Origin of the sequence: Catenulispora sp. MAP12-49 (assembly GCF_041262705.1) — a bacterium.
Lineage (GTDB): Bacteria > Actinomycetota > Actinomycetes > Streptomycetales > Catenulisporaceae > Catenulispora.
Genome location: NZ_JBGCCP010000005.1, coordinates 126,018 through 142,615, shown reverse-complemented (window position 1 = coordinate 142,615; position 16,598 = coordinate 126,018). Strand labels below are relative to the sequence as shown.

The window sequence follows — 16,598 nt, the reverse complement described above, 5'->3', positions numbered from 1 at the left end:
AGCACATGGACGCCATCACCGTCATCCGCGCCAAGCGCGACCGCGCGGAGCTCACCGACGAGCAGATCGACTGGATCATCGCCGCCTACACCGACGGCCGCGTGGCCGACGAGCAGATGTCCGCGCTGGCGATGGCGATCCTGCTGAACGGCATGAACCGGCGCGAGATCGCGCGCTGGACGCAGGCGATGATCTCCTCCGGCGAGCGCATGGACTTCTCCGCGCTCACCCGCCCGACCGTGGACAAGCACTCCACCGGCGGCGTCGGCGACAAGATCACGCTCCCGCTGGCCCCGCTGGTGGCGGCCTGCGGCGCGGCCGTCCCGCAGCTGTCCGGCCGGGGCCTGGGCCACACCGGCGGCACCCTGGACAAGCTGGAGTCGATCCCCGGCTGGCGGGCCCGGCTGTCCAACGAGGAGATGCTGGCGGTGCTGGCCGAGGCCGGCGCCGTGGTCTGCGCGGCCGGCGACGGCCTGGCCCCGGCCGACCGCAAGCTGTACGCGCTGCGCGACGTCACCGGCACCGTCGAGGCGATCCCGCTGATCGCCTCCTCGATCATGTCCAAGAAGATCGCCGAGGGCACCAGCGCCCTGGTGCTGGACGTGAAGTGCGGAAGCGGCGCGTTCATGAAGGACTTCGCCAACGCCCGCGAACTGGCCGAGACCATGGTCGCCCTGGGCACCGACCACGGCGTGGCCACCACCGCGCTGATCACCGCGATGGACAACCCCCTGGGCCGCACCGCCGGCAACGCGCTGGAAGTGCGCGAGTCGGTCGAGGTGCTCTCCGGCGGCGGTCCCGAGGACATCAAGGAACTGACCCTCGCGCTGGCCCGCGAGATGCTGGCCGCGGCCGGCCTGGACGCGGTCGACCCGGCGGACAAGCTGAAGGACGGCTCGGCCCTGGACGCCTGGAAGCGCATGATCACCGCGCAGGGCGGCGACCCCGACGCGACCCTCCCGACGGCGAAGGAGACCCACGTGGTCACCGCCGACCGGGACGGCCTGCTGGTCGGCATGGACTCCTTCAAGGTCGGCGTCGCCGCCTGGCGCCTCGGCGCGGGCCGCGCCCGCAAGGAGGACGCGGTCCAGGCCGGCGCCGGCGTGGAGTGGCACGCCGTCCCCGGCGACGCCGTGAAGGCCGGCCAGCCGCTGTTCACGCTGCACACCGACACCCCCGAGGCATTCGACTCGGCGCTGGAAAGCCTGGCGGGCGCTTGCGAATTCGCTGCTCCCGGCGCGGAGTTCACTCGGTCGCCGCTTGTTTTGGACCGAGTCGCCGCTTCGAACCGGTAATGTCTATCCATGGATGAAGAGCTGATTCGCAGGGCTCCGAAGGCCCTGCTGCACGACCACCTCGACGGTGGTCTGCGCCCCCAGACGGTCATCGAACTGGCCGACCAGTACGGCTACACCAACCTCCCCGAGTACGACGGCACCGCCGACGGCCTCGGCCGGTGGTTCGCCGAGGCCGCGGACTCCGGGTCGCTGCCTCGGTATCTGGAGACCTTCGAGCACACGGTCGGAGTGATGCAGCACGCCGACGCGCTGTTCCGGGTCGCCGCCGAGTGCGCCGAGGACCTCGCCGCCGACGGGGTGGTCTACTCCGAGTCGCGGTATGCGCCCGAGCAGCATCTGGAAGCCGGGCTGAGCCTGGACGAGGTCGTGGAGGCGGTGGATGCCGGCTTCCGGGAGGGGGAGCGCCGGGCTGCCGCCGCCGGGCGGCAGATCCGGGTCGGGACGCTGCTGACCGCGATGCGGCACGCGGCGCGCTCCTCGGAGATCGCCGAACTCGCGGTGCGGCACCGGGACAAGGGTGTGTCAGGGTTCGACATCGCCGGGGCCGAGGCCGGGTATCCGCCCACCCGGCACCTGGACGCCTTCGAGTACCTGCGCCGGGAGAACTTCCACTTCACGATCCACGCCGGGGAGGCCTTCGGGCTGCCCTCGATCTGGGAGGCGCTGCAGTGGTGCGGCGCGGACCGGCTGGGCCACGGCAACGCCATCATGGACGACATCCTGGTGGACGCCGACGGCAAGGCGACGCTGGGCCGGCTGGCGGCGTATGTGCGGGACAAGCGGATCCCGCTGGAGATGTGCCCCACCTCGAACCTGCAGACCGGGGCGGCGCGCTCCTACGAGTCCCACCCGATCGGGTTGTTGCGAGACCTGCACTTTCGGGTGACGGTGAACACCGACAACCGGCTGATGAGCTCCACCTCGATGACGCGTGAGTTCACCGAACTGCACAAGGCCCACGGCTACACGCTGGAGGACATGCAGTGGTTTACGATAAACGCTCTGAAGTCCGCGTTCCTGCCCTTTGACCAGCGGTTGGAGCTGATCAACGAGCACGTGAAGCCGGCCTACGAGCAGCTGCGCGCCGAGGCGTCTCCGTCCCCTGCTTAAGGGGATTCCGACGGGAGCGGAAGGGTTCCGCGGCGTTCTGTTAGGAAGCCGGGTGACTCACCTCTTCGGCGGAGGACGTGTTGGATCCGCCGTCCGATGTCGGTACGTTGCGTAGGCGCCGCATCGCACACCGTGATCGCGGTCCCCTATGCAATCCGCGAGGTATCACCGATGTCGAAGCTCACCCCCAGCGCGCTCCGCGGTCTGAGCGTCGCCGCCGGCACCGTCGGTCTGGCCGCCGTCGGGGCGGCGGCCATGGCCGGCCAGGCCGCCGCGGCCGAGTCCGGCCCGGCGGCCCTCGCCGGCGGCGGTCTGCCGGTGTCCACCAACGCCGTGCCCGCGGTCTTCGGCGCGATGGCCCACAACCAGGGGACCATCGCCGGCATCCCGCTGTCGCACTTCCCGCTGTTCGGCCAGCTGCCGGGGATGATGAACGACGCCTCGCCGTCCCCCGACGCGCTGCCGGGCCTGGGCTACGCGGACCTCGGCGAGGTGCCGCTGGGCCGCAGCCGTCCGCTGCCGGGGGCGCAGGGCGTGCAGGGCGAGCGCACCACGCACATCGCGCGGCACGCCGCCCCCGTGGCCGCCATGACTCCGGCTGCCCCGGCCGCCCCGGCCGCCCCGGTCGCCCCGGCAGTCCCCGCGCCGTCCTTCCCGCCGGCCGCGGCCCCGGTGCCGCAGGCGCCGGCTCCGGCCGCCCAGGCTCCGAAGGCGCAGACCGGACCGCTCGACAGCGTCACCAACGCCTTGCACGGCCTGCCGGTCCTCGGCGGCCTCGCCGGCAACCTGCCGCTGGGCGGTCTGCCCCTGGGCGGACTGACGAACCTGGGCGGCTGAGCCCGGCGCCGCGGGATCCCTTGCGGCACCAGGGCTTCTCAAGCCTCCACCCCACCGGAAGCGGAAGACTCCGCCCGGAAGCACAAGCTCTCCCACCACGAACCCGGGCCGCCGACAGTGAAGACTCCTCGGCCCGGATGCCACCCGTGCGATCAGGGCACGGACACAACCCGGCGCGAAGCCGGTTCCGATAGGTGATTTTTCCGGCGGCCGCGCCGATCCCCGCACCGGGGGTCGCGCGGCCGTCGCGCTGTGTCAGTTTCCTGTCAGCGCCCTGCTCGTCGCCGGAACGGAGGGCTTGGCGGTCCCGACGCCGGCCGCTCCGCCGGCGTCGAGGACGACCCCCTCCGGGCAGTCCTGCCAGCCCGTGTCCTCCCCGGTGTCCGTGAATATGAGCCGGGTGCTCGCCTTGAGGTTGTCCCGATGCTGGATCCACCACTGGTCGAAGGTGCAGTACAGCTGCTCTTGGGCGAGCGTGCCGAGTCTGGTCGGGCTGGACACGTAGAACTCGTGCGCCTGGTCGCCCGGCTTGATGGTGACACCCGGCGGCACATAGGTCGTGTACTGCTGCACCTGCTCGTCGGCGGACAGCTGGGCGAGCTGGTTCGGCAGGTCCGTCAGGCTCGGCGCGGCGGCGACCGGCCGGTTGATCATCGTGCCCGGTCCCTTGTTGATGCTGGAGATCAGGAACACCGAGACGGTGTACGGGTACTGCGACGGGGAGACCGACTGCGGGCTGCTCGACGGGGACTCGCCGAACGGCTCGGTCTGCGCGATGTTCACCCCCGTGGGCTGTACGCCGCAGCCGGCGGCGGCCAGCGCGACGACGGCCGCGACGACGGCGATGGCCTTCCCGCGCCTCACTGCGGCATCACCTGTGCCGGGACGGTCGCCTGCAGCGGCAGCCGCAGAGTGAAGACGGCGCCGCCCTCGGGGTGGTTGCCGCCGGTCAGCTCGCCGCCGTGGATGTGCGCGTTCTCGTAGGCGATCGACAGGCCCAGGCCGCTGCCCTCGGAGCGGACGCGGGCCTTGTCGGCCTTGTAGAAGCGCTCGAAGATGTGCTCCAGGGCGTCCGGGGGGATGCCCGGTCCGTGGTCGCGGACCTGCAGGACCAGGTTCGGTCCGAACGTGCCGATGGACAACTCCACTGGTCCTTCCCCGCCGTGCTTTATCGCGTTGCCGACCATGTTGGCCACGATCACGTCGATCCTGCGCTGGTCCACGGTGACGACCAGGCTGGGCGGCACGTTCAGGGTGACGCGTCCGGTCCAGCCCCGGGTGTTCAGGCAGCCCTCCACCAGCGCCACCAGGTCGGCGTCCTCGCGCCGGAGCTGCGCGGTGCCGGCGTCGAAGCGCGAGACCTCCATCAGGTCCTCGACCAGCCGGGCCAGCCGCCGGGTCTCGGCCACGATGAGCTGGGCCGCCGGGGCGCTCTCGTCGCCGACGTCGGTCGCCTCCTCCAGCATGTCGGTGACGGCGGTCATCGCGGTCAGCGGGGTGCGCAGCTCGTGCGAGACGTCGGCGACGAAGCGCCGGGACGCCGCCTCCAGCGAGCGCAGTTCGGCGATGGAGCGTTCCAGGGCCTCGGCGGTCTCGTTGAAGGTGCGCGAGACGTCGGCGACCTCGTCGTTGCCCTTGACCTCGACCCGGGTGTCCAGCTTGCCGGCGCCGAGCTTGCGGGCCGCGATCCCCAGACGCCGCAAGGGAAGCAGGACGCCCCGCGAGGCGAGCAGGCCCAGCAGCAGCGATATCGCTATCGCGACGGCGGAGGCGATCGCGGAGTTCTGCGCCAGCCGCGTCAGGTCCTCCTGCTGCGGCTCCAGGTTGATGAAGTCGTAGACCTCGACCCCGTTGGGCTGCACCGAACTGCCGATGATCAGGCAGGGCTGGCCGTTGATCGTCGCCCGCTGCCAGGCGATGCTCTTCTTCGCCGCGGTGCGCAGCCCGGCCGGAATCGACTCGTAGCTGAGCGAGTTGTCGACCGAGCCATCGGGTATCCCCGTGCGGTGCAGGTACCAGGTCGTGCCGCTGGCCTGCTGGAGTTTGTAGGCGATGGTGGTCAGGCTGGTGGTGAGGCTGGCCGCCTGCGGCTGCGGCGAGGGGCGCGCGTTCTCGAGGGATTCCTGGTTGTTGCTGACGGCGGCCTTGAACTGGAGCACTGAGGTCTGGTTCATGCGCGTCATCAGCGACTGCCGGGTCAAGACGTAGGAGACCCCGGTCACCGCGACCGACGTCATCAGCGCCACCGCCGCGAAGGCCGCCAGCAGCCGCATCCGCAGCCCGGTCAGCCGCAGCGGCCGCTTGTGCCTGCGGCGTTCCCTGTCCGCACGCCGGGGCAGCCCTTGTACCTTCGCGGGCTTCGCCGTCTGCGAGGCGGACTTGGCGCTCTTCGGCCTCTCTTTAAGCACGCTGCACACTCAAGCAGTCGTCGCTGAATGTGGGCAAGACAATGCTCTGTGTGACACTCCTCAGGGTGGCGGTACCGGCGCCGGTCGTGGCGCGACCTGTCAGCGCGCTCATCGCGGCGGATCCAGGCGGTAGCCGACGCCGCGGACGGTCTTGATCAGCGTCGGTTCGGCGGGGACGTCCTCCACCTTCGCGCGCAGGCGCTGGACGCAAGCGTCGACCAGGCGGGAGTCGCCGAGGTAGTCGTGCTCCCAGACCAGGCGCAGCAGCTGCTGGCGGGACAGGGCCTGGCCGGCGTGCCGGGAGAGCTCCATCACCAGCTTCAGCTCCGTCGGGGTCAGCGGGATCGGGACGCCGCGCTTGCTCACCGTCATCGCCGAGCGGTCCACGGTCAGGTCGCCGTAGACCGCGACGTCGCTGGTCTCGCGCTCGCCGCGGCGCAGGACCGCGCGGATGCGGGCGTCCAGGACGCGCGGCTGCACCGGCTTGACGACGTAGTCGTCGGCGCCGGACTCCAGGCCGACGACCACGTCGATGTCGTCGCTGCGGGCGGTCAGCAAGATGATCGGGAGCTGCTCGGTGCGGCGGATCTGGCGGCAGACCTCGAAGCCGTCCACGCCCGGCAGCATCACGTCCAGGACGATCAGGTCGGGGCGCACGGACTTGTAGGCGGCCAGCGCCTCCTCGCCGCTGGCGGCGACGGTGACCTGGTGGCCTTGACGGGTCAGCGCGAGCTGGAGCGCCGTGCGGATGGCGGCGTCGTCTTCGACCAGGAGCAGGGACGGCATGGCTGCCATTCTGCCTTGAGCTGGGCGGCTCTCAGGAAGTCTTCAGGCAGGGGCTGTTGCACTCCTGTGACACGTCGGCGACGAAGCGCGGAAGGGCGGCCGCGAGCCTTCTAGACATGACGGACCATGCCCCCGACGTACGCAGCTCGCGAGACGACTTCACCGAGTACGTCGCCACGCGCCGCTCGACGCTGCTGCGCGCGGCCTGCCAGCTCACCGCCAACCCCGCCGACGCCGAGGACCTGCTGCAGGAAGGCCTGGTCAAGGTGTACGGGGCGTGGCACCGCATCGCCGACAAGCGGGTCGCGCACGCCTACGTGCGGCGCACCATGTCGAACCACCAGATATCGCAATGGCGCCGGCACCGCGTCGAGGAGTACCCGGCCTCCGACGAACTGCCGGACTCGGCGGTGTGGGACCTGGACACGGAGCGTGTCGAGTTGCGCACGGTCCTGCATCACGCGCTGGCCGCGCTCCCGCACCGCGACCGGCAGGTCCTGGCGCTGCGTTACTACGGCTCGTACACGGACTCCGAGATCGCCGAGCGGCTCGGTATGTCGATCGGTACGGTGAAGTCGACGTTGTGGCGCGCCTTGAGGAAACTGCGCGAGAACGGCGCGGTCCGCACATTGCACGCCGACTTGGTCGCGGCCTGAGGGCCTCCTGCCACGCCTTTGGGACCCGCAGTACCGCAGGCCCTTGTATTTCTTTGGTAAAGCCAAACCGGCGTCAATCCATAGATAACGCGATGACCTGAACGTTTTGTGTTCACGCGCCCCTGGTTGTGTGGAAGGCTGTTCGGCGAAGACTGACCGACTCACAGTTAGGGGCTAGAGGTCATGCCTCCGATAGCTCAGCGCCTTCGCGAACCGGCGGCCTTTGTGCTGCTCGCTTTCGGCGCGCTAAGCACGCTGTTCAATACGATCACGTTCCTGTTCGGCCCGGGGGAGAACAACAACGGGCTCGGTGGCGTAGGACCGTCCTTCTCAGACCGCGCGGCGATGCAGGTCTCCAGCCTGCTGAGCGTCGTGGTCGTGGCCGCGCTGGTCGGTGCGGTGTACCTGGCGCACTCCCCGGCGCCGCAGCTGAAGAACGCCAAGATCCTGACACTGCTGTCGCTGGTCACCCTGGGCGTCGCGGACCTGTTCGGGGTGGTCGCGCTGTTCTCGGCCTTCGGCGCCAACGGCGCGACCGGCTGGGACAAGACCTCGACCTTCTTCATCTCCCTGGGCCAGCTCGGCATCGCCGGCATCGGCAGCTGGTTGGTGCTGGGCTACTTCCAGCAGCACCAGCCCGCCAAGCCCGCCGCCGGCTTCCCGCAGCAGCAACAGCAGCAGTGGGGCCCGGCGCCGCAGCAGCAGCAGTGGCAGCAGCCGCCGGCGCCGCCGCAGCAGCAGCAGCCGCAGGGCCAGCAGCAGCCGTGGGGCCCGCCGCCCCAGCAGCAGCAGGCGCCGCAGACGGGGCAGCAGCAGCCGCCGCAGCCGCAGTGGGGTCAGCCGCAGCCGCAGGGCGACGCCGACTCGATGATGACGCAGGCGATCCCGACCGTGCCGCCGGCGCCGCACGGCCAGCAGGGCCAGCAGCAGCCGCCTCAGCAGGACGGCGGGCTGGGGATCGGGAACTGGACCGCGGAGTAGTCACGCCGCGGCTTTAGCAGGAATCACGGGGAGGGCCGGCCGGTGGCCGGCCCTCCTGCCTGTTCGGGGGCGGCCGACGAGCCTGGTGTCGGCCGGTGGGCCTCGCCTCGAAAACCGTGCGCGGCGCTCTGAATGAGCCTGGTGTCAGCCGGTGAGCCCCGCCTCGAAAACCGAGCCCGGCGCCCGGAAAGCCTGCTCCCCGCTCAGCGCAGCAGCCGCCCCACCAGCGGCACCTCCCGCAGCGGCAGCCCGTCGTGCAGGGGCGTGGTGACCGGCAGTGTCGACAGGTCCATGCCGGCCAGCGGCACATGCAGGTTGTTCGACAGCAGGTCCAGGGGCGTGTGCGCGAGCGGGTACAGCTGGGTGGCGCCGAGGCTGTGGGTCGCGTTGTGGATGGTCGCCGTGGCCGCGGCGGTTCCGGCGTCGGCCGTGGGGTCGTCGTTCTGGGCGGCGCGGGCGGCCGGGGCGGCGGTGAGGGCCAGGCCGGTGAGGGCGGCCAGGCCGAGGGTGCGGCGGGTGAATTCGGACATGTCCGCTCCAACGACACCGGGTGCCCGGCCGTAACGGCGGGGCACCCGGTGGTGGCTAACGGTATTGCTTGTTGCGGTGGTGCTCAGATGCCGATGGGGTGCCAGACCGTCTTCGTCTCCAGGAACGGCTTCATGCGGGACAGGCCCGGGTCCGCCGTCCAGTCCGGGCCGCCGGGGGCCGGGCGCACGACGCGCTTCAGGTTGTCCGCGGCCGCGATCTCCAGGTCGCGGGCCAGGTCCGAGCCGGCCGGGACGCCTGCCAGGTCCAGGGCGTTCACGTCCAGGTGCGAGGCCAGCCACGGGGCCAGCTCCGCGGTGCCGCCGGTCAGGATGTTGACGACGCCGCCGGGCAGGTCGGAGGTGGCCATCACCTCGCCGAGGGTGACCGCCGGGAGCGCCGAGGCGTCCGGGGCCACGGCCACGACCGTGTTGCCGCCGACGATCGCCGGGGCGATCACGGAGGTCAGGCCGAGGAGCGTCGGGGTGGCCGGGGCCAGCAGCGCCACCACGCCGGTCGGCTCCGGCGAGGAGACGTTCCAGTACGGCCCGGCGACCGGGTTGGCCGCGCCGAGCACCTGCGCCAGCTTGTCCGACCAGCCCGCGTACCAGACCCAGCGGTCCACGGCGGCGTCCACCTGCGCGTAGGCCGCCTCCGTCGAGATGCCCTCGACCCCGGCGATCTGCTGCGCGAACTGGTCGCGGCGCTCCTCCAGCATCTCCGCGATCCGGTACAGGATCTGGCCGCGGTTGTACGCCGTCGCCTTGGCCCAGCCGGGCTGGGCCGCGCGGGCGACGCGCACCGCGTCGCGCGCGTCCTTGCGCGAGGCCTGCGCCGCGTTGGCGATGAACTCACCCGTGCTCGCCGCCACGGCGTAGCTCCGTCCACTTTCCGAACGCGGGAAGGCGCCGCCGATGTAGAGCTTGTAGGTCTTGCGCACGGAAGAACGGGATGCGGCCGCGGGAGTGGGAGCGCTCACTGTCGCCGACACCTCTTCAGGAACAGCAGCAGAGACGGGAGCAGAGACGGGAGCAGCCGCCGCCTTGGCCGGAGCCGCAGCCGCCTTCGCAGTCTTCGTCACAGTCTTCGCAGCCGTCTTCGTCGCCTTGGCAGGCTTCTTCTTGGTCTCAGACATCGAGGTAAGCCTCCAGACCGTGGCGCCCGCCCTCGCGGCCGTACCCGGACTCCTTGTACCCGCCGAACGGCGAGGTGGGGTCGAAGCGGTTGAACGTGTTCGCCCATACCACGCCGGCCCGCATCCGCTGCGCCAGCCACAGGATCCGCGAACCCTTGTCCGTCCACACCCCCGCGGACAGGCCGTAGGCGGTGTTGTTGGCCTTCTCCACGGCCTCGGCCGGGGTCCGGAACGTCAGGACCGACAGCACCGGTCCGAAGATCTCCTCGCGCGCGATCCGGTGTGCCTGGGACACGCCGGTGAAGATCGTCGGGGCGAAGAAGAACCCGCGCTCGGGCAGCTCGCACGGCGGCGACCAGCGCGTGGCGCCCTCGGCCTCGCCGGCCTCGGTCAGGGTCCGGATCCGGGCCAGCTGCTCGGCGGAGTTGATGGCGCCGATGTCGGTGTTCTTGTCCAGCGGGTCGCCCACGCGCAGCGTCTTCATGCGCTCGCGCAGCCGGTCCACGACCTCCTCGGCCACCGACTCCTGCACCAGCAGCCGGGACCCGGCGCAGCAGACGTGCCCCTGGTTGAAGAAGATCCCGTCGACGATGCCCTCGATCGCCTGCTCCAGCGGGGCGTCGTCGAAGACCAGGTTCGCCGCCTTGCCGCCGAGTTCCAGCGTCACCTTCTTGGAGGTGCCGGCGACCTGCTTGGCGATCATCCGGCCGACCTCGGTCGAGCCGGTGAAGGCGACCTTGTCCACGCCCGGGTGCGAGACCACGGCCGCGCCGGTGGCCCCGGCGCCGGTGACGATGTTCACCACCCCCGGCGGCAGGTCGGCCTGCCGGCAGATCTCCGCGAACAGCAGCGCGGTCAGGGGAGTGGTCTCGGCCGGCTTGAGGACCACGGTGTTCCCGCACGCCAGCGCCGGCGCGACCTTCCACGCCAGCATCAGCAGCGGGAAGTTCCACGGGATCACCTGGCCGGCCACGCCGAGCGGCCGCGGGTTCGGTCCGAGGTTCGCGTAGCCGAGCTTGTCGGCCCAGCCCGCGTAGTAGAAGAAGTGCGCGGCGGCCAGCGGGATGTCGACGTCGCGCGACTCCCGGATCGGCTTGCCGTTGTCCAGCGACTCCAGCACGGCCAGCTCGCGGGCCCGCTCCTGGATGAGGCGCGCGATCCGGAAGATGTACTTGGCGCGCTCGGCGCCGGGCATCCTGGACCAGACCTCGTCGTAGGCGCGGCGCGCGGCGGCCACGGCGCGGTCCACGTCGGCGGCGTCGGCCATCGCGACCTCGGCCAGCACTTCCTCGGTGGCCGGGTTGACCGACTTGAAGGCGCTGCCGGAGCCCTCAACGAACTCCCCGTCGATGAACAGGCCGTAGGACGGCTTGAGGTCGACGACCGAGCGGGACTCGGGCGCCGGGGCGTATTCGAAGATGTTCTTAACGGCTGTGTCGGCCATGATCAGTCCACCGTCACGTAGTCGGGACCGGAGTACACGCCGGTGGCGAGCTTGCGGCGCTGCAACAGCAGGTCGTTGAGCAGGCTGGAGGCGCCGAAGCGGAACCAGTCCGGGTCCAGCCAGTCCGGGCCGGCGGTCTCGTTCACGGTCACCAGGTACTTGATCGCGTCCTTGGCGGTCCGGATGCCGCCGGCCGGCTTCACGCCGACCTGCCGGCCGGTCTGCGCGCGGAAGTCGCGCACCGCCTCCAGCATCAGCAGGGTGACCGGCAGCGTCGCGGCCGGGCTGACCTTGCCGGTGGAGGTCTTGATGAAGTCGGCGCCGGCCAGCATCGCGAGCCAGGAGGCTCGCATGACGTTGTCGTAGGTGGCCAGCTCGCCGGTCTCCAGGATCACCTTCAGGTGCGCGTCGTGGCCTCCTGTCGCGCAGGCGGCCTTGACGGCGGCGATCTCCTCGGCGACGGCGGCGTACCGGCCGGCCAGGAAGGCGCCGCGGTCGATCACCATGTCGATCTCGTCGGCCCCGGCCTCGACCGCCGCGGCGGTGTCGGCGAGCTTCACGGCCAGCGGCGCCCGGCCGCTGGGGAACGCGGTGGCCACGGCGGCCACCTTGATCCCGGTGCCGGCCAGCGCCTCCTTGGCGGTGGCGACCATGTCGCCGTAGACGCAGATCGCCGCCACGCTCGGGCAGTCGGGCTGGTCGGGCTCGGGGTGCGCGCCCTTGGCGCACAGCGCCCGGACCTTGCCCGGCGTGTCGGCGCCCTCCAGCGTGGTCAGGTCGACCATGCGCACGGCCAGGTCCAGGGCCTGGGCCTTCGCGGTGGTCTTGATCGATCGGGTTCCCAGCTTGGCGGCGCGGGCGTCGGCGCCCACCTGGTCCACGGGCGGCAGACCGTGGAGGAGGCGGCGCAGGCCCGCGTCGTCGAGGGCGAGTTGTGCGGTCACGGGACCACGGTAGACGGTGCTCTCTACGTGGAGAAATGGCAGGTCTTGACGATCACCGCTTGGTCACAATCGGTTCTCGGTCTCGGAGGGTGGGACGGGGGGTGGCAGAATCGGGTGTATGCGACTGAAATCCCCGGCTACGGCAGATGGCGCGACCGCGTCGGACGCCGAGAAGCCCACCGCCTACCGCACCATCGGCTCCCTCGGGACCGGTGCCCTGTTGGTGGTCTTCGGCGCGATCTTCGTGTTCGCGTTCGGCCTGAGTTCGGACAAGCACCCGGTCGGCGCCCTGGTCGGACTGCTGATGATGGTCAGCGGCGTGATCGGCGGCCTCTACCCGGCCGCATTCAGCTACCCCGACCGGATCTCGATCCGCAACCCCTTCCGGCGGATCGACGTCAGCTGGCCGCGCGTGGAGGCCGTCTCGGCCCGGCTGTCCATGGTGATCGAGACCGTCCCGGAGGAGGGCAAGGCCCACAAGTACACGGTCTGGGCCATCCCGGTCTCCATGCACGAGCGCCGCAAGAACGACCGCGCGGTGGCCAAGAAGGTCCGCGTGGCCCGCGCCGAGTCGGCCAAGCAGGCCGCGAGCGGCGGCGATCTGGCCGGCAGCGCGCTCGGCTCGGCCGGCTACGGCCGCCCCAAGACCCTGCGCGAGGACCCGGTCGAGACCATGGCCTTCGCCGACCAGGCGGTCGTGGAGATGCGCGACCGCAAGCGGATGTGCACGACGTCGGTGGAGAAGGCGGCGGCGACCACGGTGACGTGGAACTGGTACACGCTGGCGCCGTTCGGCGTGAGCGTCGCGCTGCTGGTGGCGGCCATTCTGGGCGCGTTCTAGCCGTCGCGGGCGCCTTCGGGTGCCTTTTGACCGCGCCTCAGCCGGCGATCCGCGCCCCGATGCCGTCGAGCAGGAAGTCCAGCCCCATCCGGAAGGTCTCGTCGGCATCCAGGTGCGCGGCGTCCCGTACGACGGTGGCCAGCGCCGGGAACTTGCCGTCGGCGAAGGTGCGCGTCAGGTAGGGCCCGGTGGCGGCCTGCCACTGCTCCTGGTCCATGCCGGTGACCCGTTCGGCGCGCCGTTCGGCGATCTCGCGGCGTACGGCGCCGATCACGTAGGCCCGCACGGCGCCGATCACCGGCATGACGGCGTCCGCGTGGACGGCCCCGCCGAGCCCGGAGATCACGGCCTCGCCGGTGGCCAGGGCCAGCGGCCCGAGCTGCGGCCGCCCGCCGATCAGGTCGGCCAGCCATTCGTGCCGGTGCACGGCCTGCCGCGTGCTCTCGGCGTACGAGGCCAGCACCTCCCGCCAGCCGTCGCCCGCGGGCCCGACCTCGGCGTGCACGGCGTCGACCATCAGGTCGAGCAGTTCGTCCTTGGTGTCGATGTAGCCGTAGAGCCGCATCGGCCCGACGTCCAGCGCGGCGGCGACCTTGCGCAGCGACACCGCGGCCAGGCCGTCCGCGTCGGCCAGGCCGATCGCGGCCCGGACGATCCGCTCCCGGCTCAGCGGGGCCGGCGCCGGCCGCTCCGGCGGTTCCGGCCGCTCCCACAGCACCATGGCGCCGACCTTACAGCGTCCGTCGCGATACAGTGTATCGACAGATACGGTGTATCGGCTGGATCGATAGCGAGGGAGACGCCATGCGCATCGCCGTCATCGGAGCCGGGCTGGGCGGACTGGTCCTGGCCCGGGTCCTGCACCTGCACGGGATCGAGGCCGTCGTCTACGAACGCGAACCATCGCGCGACGCCCGCGGCCAGGGCGGCATGCTCGACATCCACTCCGGCCAGCGTGCCCTGCGCGAGGCCGGCCTGATCGACGAGTTCTTCGCGATCGCCCGCGGCGAGGGCCAGGACATGCGCCTGCTCGAACCGGACGGCACCCTGCTGCTCCAGGAGGACACCCCGGACGACGCCCCGCTCCTGCGCCCCGAGGTCGACCGCGCCGATCTGCGGGCCCTGCTGCTGGACTCCGTTCCCGAAGGCACAGTGCGCTGGGGCCACGCGTTCCGCTCCGCCGCCGACGGCCTGCTGCACTTCGCCGACGGCAGCACCGCGCCGTACGACCTGCTGGTCGGCGCCGACGGCGCGCAGTCCCGCGTCCGGCCCCTGCTCACCGGCGCCCGCCCGGCGCACATCGGCAAGAACGTCGTCGAGATCGGCATCCCCGACATCGACCGCACCCGCCCCGACCTCGCGGCCATGGTCGGACGCGGCACCTACTGGGTGCTCGGCGGCGGGACGGCCCTGGCGGCCCAGCGCAACGGCGACGGCCGTGTCCGCATCGGCGTGAGCTTCTACAACACCCCCGAGGACTGGTTCGCCACCAGCGGCATCCCGTTCGACGACCCGGCGGCGGCGAAGGCCCGGCTGATCGAGCTCCTCCCCGGCTGGGACTCCCGGTTCATCGCGCTGATCCAGGCCTGCGACGACACGGTCATGCCCCGGTCGATCAGCACTCTGCCGGTCGGCCTCACCTGGCCGTCGCAGCCGGACGTCACACTGGTCGGCGACGCCGCGCACCTGATGCCGCCGACCGGACAGGGCGCCAACATGGCGATGGTCGACGGCGCGGTGCTCGGCGGGGAGTTGGCCGCGCGGCCGGACGACTGGCCCGCCGCCGTCGCGGAGTACGAACGCGAGATGTTCGAGCGGGCCGGCGCCGCCGCTAGGAGATCTGCGGAGATGCACGAGATGCTGTCGTCGCCCGACGCCGCGAAGAAGCTGCTCGCGTTCTTTCAGCCTGGGTGAAGTGGATCTCTTAAGCGAACCGCCCGAACCACTCGTCGAGATCGGCGCGCACCGCGGCGATCCGCTCCACCACCGGCGAGCGGTCCGCGGCCGCGCGGTCGCCGAGCTCGATGTAGCACTTGAGCTTCGGCTCGGTGCCGCTCGGGCGGACCGCGATCCAGCCGTTCTCCAGGGCCAGCCGCAGGCCCTGCTCCGGCGGGAGCGCCGTGCCGTTGGCGGACAGGTCGCCGACCTCGGTCACCGTGACGCCGCCGAGTGCGGCCGGCGGGTTCCGGCGCATAGTGCGCATCATCGTCTGGATCTGCTCGGGGTCGTCGCTGCGGATCGACAGCTGCGTGGTGACCAGGTTGCCGGTGATCTTGTCGACCTCGGCCAGGTAGTCCAGCAGCGTCCGGCCGTCGGCCTTGAGAGCGGCCACCATCACCGCGGTGGTCAATGCGGCGGTGACGCCGTCCTTGTCCTTCACATGCGAGGGGTCGACGCAGTAGCCGATCGCCTCCTCGTAGCCGAAGGCGAGGTCCGGGACCTTGGAGAGCCACTTGAAGCCGGTCAGGGTGCGGGCGTAGTCGACCGCCGCGTCGGCGGCGATGGAGGCCAGGCCTTCCGAGGACACGATCGAGGTCGCGAACGTGCCGCGGCGTCCCGCGGTCGCCAGGTAGTGGCCGAGGATCAGCCCGACGTCGTCCCCGGACAGCCGCCGCCAGCCGCCCGGCGCGGCCTTGTCCGGCACGGCCAGGGCCATGCGGTCGGCGTCGGGGTCGTTGGCGATGATGAGGTCGGCGTCGTGCTCTGCGGCCAGGGCGAAGGCCAGGTCCAGCGCGCCGGGCTCCTCCGGGTTCGGGAAGGAGACCGTCGGGAAGTCCGGGTCCGGCTTCTGCTGCTCCGGAACGCTGATCGGCTCGGGGAACCCGGCGTTCGTCAGGACCCTGCGGGCCAGTTCGTAGCCGACTCCGTGCATGGCCGTGTAGACGTACTTCAGGTCGAGGTCCGCCTCCGGCGGCAGCAGTTCCTTCGAGCGCGCCACGTAGGCGTCGATCACCGACTCCTCGATGACCTCCGCGTCCGCGACCGCCCCGCGCGGCACGTCGGCCAGCGCGCCGACCGCGTCGATCTTCGCGGCGATCAGGCTGTCGTTCGGTGTCGTGATCTGCGAGCCGTCGCCGAGGTAGACCTTGTAGCCGTTGTCCCGCGCCGGATTGTGGCTGGCGGTGACCATCACGCCGGCCTTCGCACCGAGTGCCAGCACGCTGTAGGCCAGCATCGGCGTCGGCAGCTCGCGCGGCATCAGGTACGGCCGGTGCCCGGCGCCGAGCATCACCTCGGCGGTGTCCTCGGCGAAGCGCCGCGAGTTGTGCCGGGCGTCGTAGCCGATCGCCACGACCTGCCCGGCGCCGTGCTGCTCGGTCACGAACGCGGCCAGGCCCGCGGCGGCGCGCAGCACCGTCACGCGGTTCATCCGGTTCGGGCCCGCGCCGAGTTCGCCGCGCAGGCCGGCGGTGCCGAACTGCAGACGGCCGTCGAAGCGGTCCTCGAGGTAGCCGTACGCCACCGAGTCGCCGGACTCGGCCGCCTCCAGCAGGTCGGTCAGCTCGGTGCGGGTCGCCGGGTCCGGGTCCTCGGCCAGCCAGGCGCGGGCGGCGGCGAACAGCGCTTCGCTGATCGGGGTGCCGAGGCTGGTCATGGTGCCGGTGGTGGTGCCGGTCTGAGTGCTGGTGC

General features: G+C 71.4%; 16 protein-coding genes. 7 read left to right on the top strand and 9 right to left on the bottom strand.

Features of this window, described 5'->3' with window-relative positions; genetic code table 11:
- Nucleotides 1-5: 5 nt before the first annotated feature.
- From ABIA35_RS13085 to ABIA35_RS13075, 3 genes are all read left to right on the top strand, one after another.
- Entirely contained in the window at nt 6-1,295 is a 1,290-nt protein-coding gene (locus ABIA35_RS13085) for a thymidine phosphorylase (RefSeq protein ID WP_370337029.1), read from the top strand.
- A gap of 9 nt (nt 1,296-1,304) precedes the next feature.
- A complete protein-coding gene (locus tag ABIA35_RS13080; RefSeq protein WP_370337031.1) occupies nt 1,305-2,408 on the top strand; it encodes an adenosine deaminase in 1,104 nt (367 codons plus the stop codon).
- Between the two features lie 171 nt (nt 2,409-2,579).
- The gene (locus ABIA35_RS13075) at nt 2,580-3,245 is read left to right on the top strand and encodes a hypothetical protein (RefSeq protein ID WP_370337033.1); all 666 of its coding nucleotides are present in this window, start codon (nt 2,580-2,582) and stop codon (nt 3,243-3,245) included.
- Between the two features lie 255 nt (nt 3,246-3,500).
- Here the strand turns inward: ABIA35_RS13075 and ABIA35_RS13070 are convergent, their stop codons facing one another.
- The 3 genes from ABIA35_RS13070 to ABIA35_RS13060 all read right to left on the bottom strand — a co-directional run bounded on the left by ABIA35_RS13070 (nt 3,501) and on the right by ABIA35_RS13060 (nt 6,439).
- Nucleotides 3,501-4,109 carry a hypothetical protein gene (locus tag ABIA35_RS13070; protein ID WP_370337035.1) on the bottom strand — a complete coding sequence of 203 codons (609 nt, stop codon included), beginning with the start codon at nt 4,107-4,109 and terminating at the stop codon, nt 3,501-3,503.
- Complete coding sequence (locus ABIA35_RS13065) at nt 4,106-5,653, bottom strand: ATP-binding protein (protein WP_370337037.1); 1,548 nt, start codon at nt 5,651-5,653, stop codon at nt 4,106-4,108. The genes ABIA35_RS13070 and ABIA35_RS13065 overlap by 4 nt, the downstream gene beginning before the upstream one ends.
- Nucleotides 5,654-5,761: 108 nt before the next feature.
- Nucleotides 5,762-6,439 carry a response regulator gene (locus ABIA35_RS13060; protein WP_370337039.1) on the bottom strand — a complete coding sequence of 226 codons (678 nt, stop codon included), beginning with the start codon at nt 6,437-6,439 and terminating at the stop codon, nt 5,762-5,764.
- 116 nt (nt 6,440-6,555) lie between these two features.
- Here ABIA35_RS13060 and ABIA35_RS13055 point away from each other — a divergent pair, with 116 nt between their 5' ends.
- Nucleotides 6,556-7,095 carry a SigE family RNA polymerase sigma factor gene (locus tag ABIA35_RS13055; protein ID WP_370358048.1) on the top strand — a complete coding sequence of 180 codons (540 nt, stop codon included), beginning with the start codon at nt 6,556-6,558 and terminating at the stop codon, nt 7,093-7,095.
- A gap of 183 nt (nt 7,096-7,278) precedes the next feature.
- Nucleotides 7,279-8,076, top strand: coding sequence for a hypothetical protein (locus tag ABIA35_RS13050; protein WP_370358047.1), 798 nt, complete (start codon nt 7,279-7,281; stop codon nt 8,074-8,076).
- A 203-nt stretch (nt 8,077-8,279) separates the two neighbouring features.
- Here ABIA35_RS13050 and ABIA35_RS13045 read toward each other — a convergent pair whose 3' ends face one another.
- The 4 genes from ABIA35_RS13045 to deoC form a co-directional block, all read right to left on the bottom strand.
- Nucleotides 8,280-8,606 carry a hypothetical protein gene (locus tag ABIA35_RS13045; RefSeq protein ID WP_370337045.1) on the bottom strand — a complete coding sequence of 109 codons (327 nt, stop codon included), beginning with the start codon at nt 8,604-8,606 and terminating at the stop codon, nt 8,280-8,282.
- Between the two features lie 83 nt (nt 8,607-8,689).
- Nucleotides 8,690-9,739, bottom strand: a complete 1,050-nt coding sequence (locus tag ABIA35_RS13040; RefSeq protein WP_370358046.1) for an aldehyde dehydrogenase family protein — start codon at nt 9,737-9,739, stop codon at nt 8,690-8,692.
- Nucleotides 9,732-11,159: an aldehyde dehydrogenase family protein gene (locus ABIA35_RS13035; protein ID WP_370337600.1), complete on the bottom strand. Its 1,428-nt coding sequence runs from the start codon at nt 11,157-11,159 to the stop codon at nt 9,732-9,734. Before ABIA35_RS13035 ends, ABIA35_RS13040 begins: the two co-directional genes overlap by 8 nt.
- Nucleotides 11,160-11,185: 26 nt before the next feature.
- The gene (gene deoC, locus ABIA35_RS13030; RefSeq protein WP_370337049.1) at nt 11,186-12,127 is read right to left on the bottom strand and encodes a deoxyribose-phosphate aldolase; all 942 of its coding nucleotides are present in this window, start codon (nt 12,125-12,127) and stop codon (nt 11,186-11,188) included.
- A 118-nt stretch (nt 12,128-12,245) separates the two neighbouring features.
- Between deoC and ABIA35_RS13025 the strand changes: the two genes are divergently transcribed.
- The gene (locus ABIA35_RS13025; protein ID WP_370337050.1) at nt 12,246-12,968 is read left to right on the top strand and encodes a hypothetical protein; all 723 of its coding nucleotides are present in this window, start codon (nt 12,246-12,248) and stop codon (nt 12,966-12,968) included.
- A gap of 37 nt (nt 12,969-13,005) precedes the next feature.
- Here ABIA35_RS13025 and ABIA35_RS13020 read toward each other — a convergent pair whose 3' ends face one another.
- Entirely contained in the window at nt 13,006-13,689 is a 684-nt protein-coding gene (locus ABIA35_RS13020) for a TetR/AcrR family transcriptional regulator (RefSeq protein ID WP_370358045.1), read from the bottom strand.
- Between the two features lie 83 nt (nt 13,690-13,772).
- Here ABIA35_RS13020 and ABIA35_RS13015 point away from each other — a divergent pair, with 83 nt between their 5' ends.
- A complete protein-coding gene (locus ABIA35_RS13015) occupies nt 13,773-14,882 on the top strand; it encodes an FAD-dependent oxidoreductase (protein WP_370337054.1) in 1,110 nt (369 codons plus the stop codon).
- A 10-nt stretch (nt 14,883-14,892) separates the two neighbouring features.
- Here ABIA35_RS13015 and ABIA35_RS13010 read toward each other — a convergent pair whose 3' ends face one another.
- Nucleotides 14,893-16,563 carry a phospho-sugar mutase gene (locus tag ABIA35_RS13010; protein ID WP_370358165.1) on the bottom strand — a complete coding sequence of 557 codons (1,671 nt, stop codon included), beginning with the start codon at nt 16,561-16,563 and terminating at the stop codon, nt 14,893-14,895.
- Between the last annotated feature and the right edge of the window lie 35 nt (nt 16,564-16,598).